The following is a 12152-nucleotide window of genomic DNA, read 5'->3' as shown; positions in this document are numbered from 1 at the left end:
CCATCTGAATACGGAGATGAGATTAGGTGGGCATCCTGTCATGATCAGTAAAATGGTTTTGGAAAAATTGTTCTTCCTGATCATTAAGGATTCACCAGCTTACCTTCAATAGAGTCATCCATGGTTTTGCCAAGGGTAGCTCCGATGATTGTTTTTACAAATGCGACCGTATTGCCATGCTTGTTGTCCCAATAGTATCCCTCTTTGGCTTCCACTTTAATGGCGGTAATCCTGGGATCATCTAACCCTTCGGTAAACCAGGTTTTCAACAATGGCTGCCAAAGCCCTTTAATTATCTGCTTGTCTTTTGTAATAACAGCGTTTCCGTACACACTCAGAAAATCTGAATATTTCGAACCCTGAAATAGTAGGTGAACATTTGAATCAACAGTTATATCCGCGTTTTTGTGGCTGTCGGATGCACTGAGAAACCAGAAACTACCGTCGTCACCTACTTTTTGTACGGACATGGGACGCACCTTCAAGGGCTTTCCTGAGGTAATTTGGGTACAAAAGAAGCAAGTGTTTGCATCTTTGGCCAGCTGTTTGATCTTTTCACCCGCTTCCTTACCAAAAAGATCCTCATGATTCTTCTCTTCCTGTTGTTGATTTATGCTATCCATGATCCTTTAGATTTAGTGTTTCAGAAAATCAACAAAGATCATTCCAGGCGCTATGGAAAATTCCCATAGAAGCAGACATCAGCGCACTATTTCTGGATTTTACTGATATGCCTTCAGATTTGACAAGTATGAACGGTTACAAAACCCTCGAAAGGGTACCGGACGGAGGCCTCGTTAAACAATAATTTTTAATAGATACCAACGCTACTTCAGCCAGTCGTGGATGCTGCTGGAAAGGTTCATGGCGGGTACATTGCATTGAATCACCGGCAAGTCGATAGCACTTCTGCCGGAAGGCGTAGTGTAAATGCGCTTTGCACGATCTGGCTCAACAGGCTTCGACTCCGCATCAACCGGATTCAGGATCAACATAGGCTGAGGGCTTAAAGCGACCAGGTCAGCAATGTCATAGAACGGTAACGCTCCAGCCACTGAAGAAAGCGCATATTTCGTTGTGTAGTGCCTGGATAAAGCAATGGACTCATAAGAAATCAACGGATTCATGTAGACCAATTTGTCAAAAGCACCTGTACGGATCGCGGCGGCATGAAACAGATCCGAAGTGAGGGTTCCCCAGGCAGCAGCAACCAGATGGGTTTGTTTTTGCAATTTACTCTTAATGAAATCTGCAACAATTTCAATTTCCTCGACCCGTACCGCCACCAAACTTTTATGGGTCAGGATTCCGGTATACCACAAATTCAAAAAGACGCCGTCAATTTCTGAATCACCGGATTTCATATATCCAGGCCCCAGTTCGCCAAAGCCGCTCAAATCGGGCAGTACCACATCATACCCTCGCGAGGCGAGCTGATCTGCGATACCGTTCGAGCCCGCCGCTTGGGCTTTGCCTTCCTCACGCAACAGCATGATCGTTTGAGAAGCAGGTTTGTTCGTTTTTAACCACAACACAGGCAAGTAGTAATCACCGGCCCCTTTGAGAAGGTATTTCTCTATGGCATACTCTTTTCTCTGAATACGTCCGGAAAAGATGACCTCTTTCTTATCCGTAGGTTTTTCGTAGCCCGTAAGGGAAATAATTTTTTCACGGAGATTTTTTAACTCACCAGGCTCCGCTGCCCGTCGATGGTTTCTGTTTTCAACCACCTTGCGGGTAAATTTCTCATTCAGCGAAAACATGGTTTCACCATTGAGCCAGGTATGTATGTTCCCATGAGGTGTTACGTACAGGGCAGTATCACTAAAAATCTCCACTTCCACTTCCTTTGGGCTACCCGGATTGTTCAGGAACTTTTGAAAAAAGGCATAAGAAGCTTCCCTGTTTTTCAAGGTGGACGCGTGCCCGGCATCGTCCTCCACCATGCTAAGATTATCGCGTTTATCAAAAGCAGCGTAAGCTTTGCCCGCCTCCCCAAACACATCCCTGGCACCCTGAATGCTAAACATGTCGCGCGTGGTAGTTACCAGGAGTGTGGGTTTGGGAGCTCTTACTTCCAGGAAATCGGCCATGTCGATCCCCTTTTCCAGTCCATACATGAGGTTTTGCTCAGCATCCTGCGGCCCTTTCGAGCGTAATAATTTATCAAATGTGGTGATATAGCATTCTGGTGCAGCGGCGACAATGCGTTCATCCATCGCAGCGATATAGGCGCTTTGGGTTCCCCCACCCGAGCGGCCTGCAATTCCGATTCTGGAAGCATCAACCTCCTTCCTGCTCACCAGGTAATCTACGGCCCTGATACCATCCCAGATAAAATAATTGGCTGGTGGCATGCCCGAAATAAATGATTGCGTGCCCGCATAAGAGTGTTCATCAACAGCATTGATTTTGGCCGGATCATGGGTATATTGTCCCCGCTCACCCTGCCCGATCGGATCGAAGGCCAGGACAATGAAACCCTTTTTAACGTAGTTTAGGATGATGTTTTGATAAACAGCACTTCTGAATCCGTTGGCGCTGTGGCCGCTGCAGTAAACGATAGCCGGTGACTTCGCCGGCCTTATTTGGGGAATAAAAAGCGCCGCCGTAACATGATAGCCCGGTCTTGATTCAAAATATAGTTTTTCTACTGTGAAGTCTGCTCTCTTGACAACACCCGTTACCACCGCATTCAAAGGGGTTCTTTCGGGAAAGGCGCCTACTGCATTGGACAATACCTTTCGCATGGCAACCTGTCTCTGCTCCCAATCCGCTTTCGTTTTCAGCTTGGCAATAGCCACGGCTCGTGTATCAAGTTGCCCGGATGCACGCTTCACCAGATGCTTGTATAACGAGGCGGAAGGCACACCGTCGAAATAAGTCCAGTAACCGAAAACAGAAAGATCTTCCTGGGCATAGGAGGCCTGACTGAAAAGCCCAAGGCAGCCCGTCAGCAAAAGAGCAAATATTTTTTTCATTAAGCTAAGCAAGAATGGGTTTCACTATTTTACCATGTACATCGGTAAGCCGGTAACGCCTTCCCTGGTGCTTGAACACAAGCTGTTCATGGTCAATGCCCAGCAAATGCATGATTGTAGCCTGAAAATCATGTACATGAACAGGATCTCTAACCACATTGTAACCAAACTCGTCGGTTTCGCCGAAAGTAAAACCTTTCTTCACTCCTGCGCCAGCGACCCAAATGGTAAAACTCCGGGGATGGTGGTCACGACCGTAGTTATCTCTTGACAATTTACCCTGAGAATAGGAGCCCCTGCCAAACTCGCCCCCCCACACCACCAGTGTATCGTCGAGCAACCCACGTTGTTTCAGATCCTGAACGAGCGCCGCGGATGCCTGGTCCACACTTTTGGTCATAATTTTAATGTCGTTTGGCAAATTTCCATGCTGGTCCCATCCCTGGTGATACAACTGAACAAACTTGACATCCTTTTCGATCAATTTCCTGGCCAGCAGGCAGTTGGCTGCGAATGTGCCCGGTTTTCTGGAATCTTCGCCATACAGATCAAATATATAGTCGGGCTCATTGGAAGTATCCATGGTCTCCGGTACGGCGGTCTGCATCCGATAGGCCATTTCGTACTGCTCCATACGGTAATTAATTTCTGGATCCAGTATTTTTTCATACTGCGCTTGTTGCAGTTGGGCTAGCGAATTCAGCATGCGCCTCCGGCTTGCATTGTCGATCCCCTCAGGATTGTTCAGGTAAAAAACGGGATCCGGCCCGGACCTGAACACCACCCCCTGATGCACAGAAGGTAAAAATCCGTTGCTCCATAATTTGGCATACAACGGCTGGTCGCCCGGACGCCCTTTTGAAAGCAATACCACAAACGAAGGCATATTTTGGTTATCAGATCCGAGCCCATAACTCACCCACGAGCCCCAGGAAGGCCTACCGCCCTGCTGGCTGCCAGTCTGGAAAAAAGTTACTGCCGGATCATGGTTGATCGCTTCCGTATGCATGGAGCGAATGAACGTGACATCATCGGCTATTTTTGAGGTATAGGGCAAAAGCTCACTGATGTGCATCTGACTAGCCCCGTATTTTTCAAACTTATACTTTGAAGCCACCAGGGGGAAACTGCTTTGGCCAGCCGTCATCCCTGTGAGCCTCTGCCCTCTCCGGATGGATTCAGGCAGATCCTGGCCCCACATTTCTTCCAGTTTGGGCTTGTAGTCAAACAGCTCGAGCTGAGAAGGCGCCCCACTTTGAAATAAGTAAATTATCCGTTTGGCTTTGGGTGCAAAATGCGGTTTACCTAAAGGAGGTCCCGTAGGATCCACTGCTGCACCCGGCGCTTTTCCGGCCCACGACTGGTCGGAGCCCAGCAAAGATGCCATGGCCGCAGCACCCAGCCCCATGCTGGTTCTGGACAAAAAGTTTCTTCGGCTCAGCTGCTCATGTACATGGTTTTCAATTTCTTTATATAAGCTCATCTTAGCAGTCTTTATCTTTTTATGACAAATTCATCAAAATTCATAACCGTACTCGCAACGATGGTATTGGCAGCGAGCTCAACAGGATTCAGCGACTTATCTACCGGATATTCTCCTGAGGCCAGAATAGCCTTAACCCGCTTCGGATTGTTGCGGAAATCCTGATATTCCTGCTGATAGAGATCTTTCAAAATCCGTAGCTCCTTCTCGCTAGGCTGTCGGCTCGTCAGCGCCATAAAACCATAAGAAATTCTTTGCTCAGGATTGCTTCCCGTTTTCATCATGCGCTGAGCCAGAACTCTCGAAGCCTCCACAAACTGCGGATCATTCATCACAACGAGGGCTTGTAACGGTGTACTGGTTTTTTGCCGTTTGGTTATACAAAAATGCCTTTCCGACGCATCAAAATTGAGCATCATCGGAGGCGGAGCACTTCTTTTCCAGATCGTATAAATGCTTCTTCTGTAAATGCTGTCGCCGTGTTGCTGTACATAATTTACATCGTTACGCGTTGCCAACGCCTCCCAAATGCCGTTGGGCTGGTAAGGATAAGAACTTTTACCCCCAATCCGACCGGACAATAAACTACTGGAAGCCAATGCATTGTCACGAATCTGTTCCGCACTCATCCGGTATGTTGGTCCACGTGCATAAAGTCGGTTGTCGCCATCCTGCTCCAGCAACTGCCGGTCTGCTTTGGACGATTGCCGGTAGGTGGCCGATGTAACGATCAGTTTCTGAATCGCCTTCACATTCCAGCCCGATTCACGGAAACTCGCTGCCAGCCAGTCAAGCAGTTGCGGATGGGTTGGAAGTTCGCCCTGATTTCCAAAGTCATCGCTGGACACGACCAATCCTTTACCAAAAAACGACAACCAGAAGCGGTTGACAGAAACCCTGGTAAATAAAGGATGATCTTCATGAAGTAACCACTGCGCCAGCCCAAGTCTGTTACGCGGAAATTCTTTTGGTATTTTAAAAAATTCATCGGGCGTATCAGCGCTCACCTGCTTACCCGGTGCATCATAGGCACCTCGGTTCAGGATATAGGTTTTGATCGGAAATTTACGCTCTTTCATCACCATCACGTCGATCTGCGCATTGAGCAGTTCCGTTTCTTCACAGATCAGCTCGTGGCTTAACATCAACTCGTGTTTGTAAACCGCATCGAAATGGGCCAGATAATAATCCTTCAACGCCCCGCGCTGTTGCGGTGTGCGCTGTGCATCCGGCGTTTTGATTACGGCAAGAATCTCATTCTTCTGAGAATATAACCCCAGCATTTCCAGCGGTGTCAACGACCGGGTATAAACCCGGAATTCGTCCACTTCAAAATTCTTTGTCCGCTGATCAGAAAGACGTCCTATATTCAGTCGGTCCACATACCAGTTGGATTTATTCTTTCCGTAAAGTATGCTTTGGTTCAGGTTATCATTAAACACAACGACTTTCATCGGTTTGCCATCGAAGTATAAACGGAGCCCGCGGGATTTGCTCAGGCCATCATAAGAAAAAGCCAGGTGTGTCCATTTGTTCATCGGAAACTTTTCCACGGTCTGCAGTTCAATGGCATTTTCGGGCCATACATGGCTAAGGGTTAATTTGATCCGGCCGTCAGGCAAGCGGAATACATTCCATCCGCGGTATCCGTTAAAGACGCCATTGGATTTGTGAAGTAATGATCCGGTGACACTCGGATCGTGCAGGTTGAGCCAAATGCTGATGCTGAACGCCTGATGCCTTTCGAAAAAGGCAAAGTTATTGCCAAAAGTGATGGAGTTATCTCCGAAAATATACCTCGCTTTACCAAATCTGCCCTTTCGCGAGGCCACGTTAGAAAGGCTATCGTCGCCTTCCGCACGTGCCCGGTGGCTGGTATCGGCCAGGTTCTGAAATTCTTTACCAAGCGGCTCATCAAAAGTAAAACGACCGGCAAGGTCTTTGCCCGCGGGAACCAATGCCTTTGCTGGGTCTTTCTCCACAACGCGCAGCCAGTTACGAAAACCCGTTTCCGCTAATTTTGACTTCTCCAGAGCTGATTTTTCTTTGGCAAAAGCGGCGTGAATGAACTTAAGTTTGGCTTCTGCTTCCGATGTTGGCAGTGTGATCGTTGGGCTTGCCTCACCGTTGTACGGCGACTGCCCGTTTTCATTATTGTTATTAAAAAAAGCGTAAAGCGAATAGTAATCTTTGTGACTGATCGGATCATATTTATGATCGTGGCAACGGGCGCATTCTACGGTAATGCCCAAAAATGTCTTACCAAAAGTATCTACGCGGTCTGCCACATAGGCCGTCCGGTACTCTTCCGGAATAATACCTCCCTCCTGGCTTTGCTGGTGCATCCTGTTGAATGCGGTGGCTAGCATCTGCTCGCGGGTTGGGTTGGGCAGCATATCACCCGCCAGCTGGTAGGTAACAAATTTATCATAAGGTAAATTTTTATTAAAAGCACCGATCACCCAGTCCCGGAAAGGCCAGGCCGTACGTGGTCCGTCATCCTGATAACCATGTGTATCCGCATAACGGGCAGCGTCCAGCCATGAAACCGCCATATGTTCGCCATACCTGGGTGATGCAAGAAGCTGATCTACCACTTTTTCATAGGCATTGGGAGATTTATCAGCAAGAAAGGCCTCAACCTGGGCCGGAGTAGGCGGCAAACCGATCAGATCCATGTATACCCTGCGCAGCAATGTGGTTTTTTCTGATTCCGGTGCAGGCTTTAATCCATTTTCCTCAATTTTTGCAAGAATAAAGCGATCAATACCATTCCGAACCCACTTTTCATTTTTGACTTTGGGCAAACTTGCTTTCTCCACTTTTGTAAATGCCCAATGTGGTTTGTATTCTGCACCTTGCTCAATCCACTTAATAAGAATAGCTTTTTCCTTTGTACTGAGTGACAAATGCGAAGAAGGTGAAGGCATCACGACCTCCGGATCCGTAGACAGGATGCGATAGACCAGCTCACTGTTGCCAATTTTTCCGGGAACGATCGCTTTCATGCCATTTTCGCCCACTTTATCATAAGCAACTTTGGCAACATCCAGCCTCAATCCGGCTTTCTGCTGGTTGGCATCCGGCCCGTGACAGGCAAAACACCTGTCTGACAATATAGGTTTTACATCGTAGGTGTAATCAATCGGATCTGAAAGTTTGGCCATTTCGACCCTTACTTCCTCAGGCAGTTCAATATCCTTCTCACAGGAAATAAAGCACCACCCTGCAATCAGGATAAAGCCTATCCTCACCCAGTTATTACGCGATTTACGGAACATCTATATTTGCTTTAACATTACTTCTTTCATAAAATCCGCCTCCGGTTTTCCAATATATTCATGAATGTAAAACCGAATGTAATTTACAAGTATAATTTTTAGATTTTATACCCAATGAACGTGTATGAAACAATAAGGTCGGATCAATATCAGGATTGATGAATCGGATTTTGAAATCAAGTAAAAATCTTTCATTATTCAGTCATGATTGCAGGGCACATCACAGTTTCAACAATATTCCGAGTTCTGCAAACTGGCTACAAAACGGTGATTGATCTGCCGAAATTCTCAGACGTATAGAAATTTGCGTTTTCACTTGTAGAAACTTTTTTCAAAGTTTTCAAATCCAACGTCAATTGCGCAAAAATGTGTAAAAACCGTAATAATTTGTCGTATCTCGTTTGGCGATTTACTGTAAAAGTAACAACTTGCACATAGGTTACCCATCATATTCATGTTAGTTACGGCATTCGGAACCCTTTCCTCATTGTGTTCCGACGGGATGTCAGGCACGGCGTAAACCTTATTTTCATTTACTTTGAATCTAAAACCTTTATTTTTAACTAAAACACATGAGATCAAACTTTTACACAAACGTAATTGTCATAGCGGCAATACTGAACTTCCACATGTCATCGTCTTTTGGGCAGAATGGCTTTTTTCAACAAGCGCCGGAGAACGCGCGACTGCAGCTATCCGTATCAAAACACGTTGACAAATATTTCCTTTACCGATTAAAAGTAGACGACTTAAGAAGTTATCTATTGACCGCTCCACTGGAATTTAAAAGTAATGGTGACATAGGAAAAGATTTGGAAGTTCCTTTACCAAATGGCACCACAGAAACTTTTAGCATGTTTGAATCGCCGATCCTGGCACCAGAAATAGCCGCCCAACATCCCGAAATAAAAACCTATGCGGGAAAAGGCCACGTTCACAAATCATATTCTATCCGTATCAATCTGACACAGCAAGGATTCAATGCCATCATCTTGGGTGTAGATAACGATGCCATATTTTTTGAAAAAACATCGCGCGGCACGGCTGATAATCTTTACAGAAGCTATTTTCAAAAGATTGCGAGAAGTCCTCAGAACAGTACGAACAAGACAGCCCATAACCGATGCGGAACACTGGACGCTGGCGTCAATACCGATAAACCCCAAAGCCCCGGCGACAATAAAAGAATATCAGCGTCTTTGGCCACAGGGACACAATTGAGAACTTTTCGGCTAGCTATGGCAGCCAACGGCGAATTTACTGCGCAACGGGGCGGAACAGCGGCCTCGGCATTTGCCGCAATAACTGATTATGTAAACAATATGATCGCTATATACAGAATCGAACTGAGTGTATCCTTTCTTCTGGTGAGCGGACAAAACCTTGTTTACACGGATGCCACCACCGACCCATATGATAATGACGACCAAGGGGCTATGCTTACTCAGAACCATGATAATCTCAATACTCAGCTCACCTCATCAGGTTACGACATTGGCCATGTACTTGGATATGCCGGAGGTTCTGGTGGCGGAGTCGCTGTGCGTGGGTCCGTTTGCAATGCGGTATATAAAGGTCAGGGGGTATCTGGCATAGGTGATGGGTCCTATGCAGATGTGTTTGACCAACAGCTTATTCAACATGAAATTGGTCACCAGTTTGACATGAGTCACAGTTACAACAGCAACGTTCCCGTATGCACAACAAGGGCTTACGAGACTTCTGTCGAGCCCGGGGCAGGAACCACCATTATGAGTTATGGATACACTTGCTCCAATACCGACGCCGGACAGGGCCTGGTGGGCAATGACGATTATGAAACCCCCTACGCACCGATTCTCAACTTTCACGCCGTCAATTATGATCAGGCGAATGCCTTTATCTCAGGATTGTCGTGCTACACCACAACCGCAACCAACAATGCTATACCGGTCATTGCTCCAATGCAGACAAGTTGGACGATTCCAAAATCGACCCCATTTGTGCTGACAGGAAGTGCAAGCGACGCAGATGCGGTAGATGTGTTGAGCTATTCGTGGGAGGGAACAAATCTGAGTGATCAGACTAACAAAGAATTGCTGACCGGTACAACGCTTTCGGACGCCACCAAGCCTCCGTTTTTTAGAACCTATGCACCAGTTCCTTCTACCGACGCCAATGCAGGTACAAGGTATTTCCCGCGTCTGTCGGCCATTTTGAGTGGTTCAAACTACGCAGTTGGCGACAAATTACCGGCAATCGGGATTGTTACCACGCATCGGCTTTCGGTGCGGGACAATAACAGCGGAGTGAATTTCCAGGATGTGACAGTTGCAGTGGACGGCAATTCCGGACCTTTTCTGGTAACGAGTGATCTAAGTGATAACTATGTCGGTGGCACGAGCCAAACGATCACATGGAGTGTCAACAACACCGACGTGGCTCCTGTTAATTGTACATTTGTGGACATTTGGCTTTCCACAGATGGCGGTATCACGTTTCCCACCCTGCTTATTTCAACAGCCAATGATGGTAGTGAGTCCGTTGCCTTCCCTACAAGCGTTTCCACAACAACTGCCAGAATTAAGGTGGCTGCAAGTAACAACACATCTTTGAGGATGGCGGCCAACGGTAGAGTTTTGGCGACTGTACCGAATATTTTCTTTGACATCTCAAACACAGACTTTAGTATAACCGCACCTTTGCCAGTAACACTGGTGACTTTCACTGCGGCGCTAAAAGGAAAAAACAACGCAGTACTTAACTGGCAAACCGCCTCCGAAACCAATAATACTGGTTTCGTTATTGAAATGGGTAATGATCCCAGGACATTTGCAAGTGTAGGCTTTGTTGATGGCAAGGGAGATTCAAAAGTTACAAACAAGTACGAATACACCATATCGGATCTTGCTTCTGGTTCATACTATTTCCGTCTGAAACAAACAGACCGCGATGGCAAATTTGAATACTCAACAATCCGGGCCATAGAAATCCGGAATGCCGAAGATCTTGCCATGCTGTACCCAAATCCTACAAATGGTAAACTAAAGATCAAACCTGGTATTTATCGGAATGAGGCATTCACGATTCAAATCCTCAACCAGGCAGGCAAGGAAATAATGTTTTTCCCATCGAACGCGCCATCTGGAACGGGCCAGGAGGTCAACGTTGCCCATCTGCCGACCGGGTTGTACCACGTTATTCTTCGCAGTGCGAAGTTTACTGAAAACCTGAAATTTGTAAAGATGTAGGTAATTCCCCGGTAAAAGACCACTCTTAAGAACGCATTTTGGCGAGTGCTAATAGGCTAGGGTCGTCGCTGAATGGTTGTACTTGAAAAAAATCAAAGCTCAGGAAAATTTCCCTGAGCTTTGATTTTTAAATCCAGATATAGCCTCAGATAACGGAAAATCATCTAATCATGAGACACTGAATATAACTATTCGAAAATCTGCTTCACCGGCCTGCCTGTCCATACCTGTGGCGCTTTCAGATCCAGGAGCCAGGCAATGGTTGCTGCCGTATCGTAGGTGACCATACTTTGTTTAATAATACCTTTTCTCTTGATCGATTTGCCATAAGCTATCCATGGGATACGCATTTCCTGCATGGTTTTACCGCCATGACCCTTATTGATCCCTCCATGGTCTGCCGAAACAATGATCAGTGTTTCATCTGCAATACCCGCTTTTTCAACAGCATCTGCAATTTTTCGGATATAAGTATCCGTTTGATTTACCTGTGCATAATAGGCGGTTGTACCATGTCCTATACTATGACCAACATGGTCAACGTCTGAAAAATGGACAAACAGCAGATCTGGTTTTTTCTCGGTAATATATTTCCCGGCAGCTTCGGCTGTGGCACTATCTCCATCACAGTTTTGCTCCAGACACAAGGCTTTTTTGGGAAGCAGGTATCCGATTCCGTCCCATTCGTAAATAACACCGATTTCGGACTTGGGCTTTTGCTCCCGCAGCAAAGCGAAAACCGAAGGAAACAAACCATAAGCGTCGAGAATTCTTGAAGGCAGCTCGGGCTTTTGGCTCCCCCATTCCGTGTAGCCATGTAATTCAGGACCAGCGCCCATCGTCATCGACGCCCAGTTAACAGCACTCGACGACGGCAGTACGGATCTTGCTTCCAAAGAGTACGCCCCATCTTTCATCAATTTTTCAAAAGTCGGAATTCTGAGGTTTGCGCTATGCGCAGGGTCCGCGAAATGAGTGGTTGTATCCCTGCTGAGTTCTTTGTTAATCGCCGGCAACCCTGCACCAGGAAAAACGTATGCGCCCAGGCCATCCACGCCTATGAGAATGATGTGTCTGGGTTTCTTGGATTGGCCGTAAGCGTGAGGTAATAACAATACCAGAAGGCCAATTAGAAAAGGTCTTTTCATGGGGATGTAAGTTTTATTTCAGACTATTG

The 12152-nt window shown here is 46.6% G+C and carries 6 protein-coding genes; 1 reads left to right on the top strand and 5 read right to left on the bottom strand.

What is annotated here, in order from left to right:
• Window positions 1-83: 83 nt before the first annotated feature.
• From DYADSP32_RS02615 to DYADSP32_RS02600, 4 genes are all read right to left on the bottom strand, one after another.
• On the bottom strand, window positions 84-623 hold the full coding sequence (locus tag DYADSP32_RS02615; RefSeq protein ID WP_149244169.1) for a pyridoxamine 5'-phosphate oxidase family protein: 540 nt from the start codon (window positions 621-623) through the stop codon (window positions 84-86).
• Window positions 624-827: 204 nt separating this feature from the next.
• A complete protein-coding gene (locus DYADSP32_RS02610; RefSeq protein ID WP_149244170.1) occupies window positions 828-2981 on the bottom strand; it encodes an acetylxylan esterase in 2154 nt (717 codons plus the stop codon).
• Window positions 2982-2985: 4 nt separating this feature from the next.
• Window positions 2986-4464, bottom strand: coding sequence for a DUF1501 domain-containing protein (locus tag DYADSP32_RS02605; RefSeq protein ID WP_149244171.1), 1479 nt, complete (start codon window positions 4462-4464; stop codon window positions 2986-2988).
• Between the two features lie 11 nt (window positions 4465-4475).
• Window positions 4476-7745, bottom strand: coding sequence for a DUF1553 domain-containing protein (locus DYADSP32_RS02600; protein ID WP_149244172.1), 3270 nt, complete (start codon window positions 7743-7745; stop codon window positions 4476-4478).
• A 572-nt stretch (window positions 7746-8317) separates the two neighbouring features.
• Here DYADSP32_RS02600 and DYADSP32_RS02595 point away from each other — a divergent pair.
• Window positions 8318-10975 (top strand): zinc-dependent metalloprotease, encoded by a 2658-nt coding sequence (locus tag DYADSP32_RS02595; protein WP_149244173.1) that lies wholly within the window; start codon window positions 8318-8320, stop codon window positions 10973-10975.
• Between the two features lie 188 nt (window positions 10976-11163).
• Here DYADSP32_RS02595 and DYADSP32_RS02590 read toward each other — a convergent pair whose 3' ends face one another.
• Entirely contained in the window at window positions 11164-12123 is a 960-nt protein-coding gene (locus tag DYADSP32_RS02590; RefSeq protein ID WP_149244174.1) for an alkaline phosphatase, read from the bottom strand.
• Window positions 12124-12152 lie beyond the last annotated feature (29 nt).

The sequence above is a fragment of the Dyadobacter sp. 32 genome (assembly GCF_902506755.1).
In the GTDB taxonomy this organism is placed as follows: Bacteria; Bacteroidota; Bacteroidia; order Cytophagales; family Spirosomataceae; genus Dyadobacter.
This window is presented reverse-complemented; position numbering and strand designations above follow the sequence as displayed.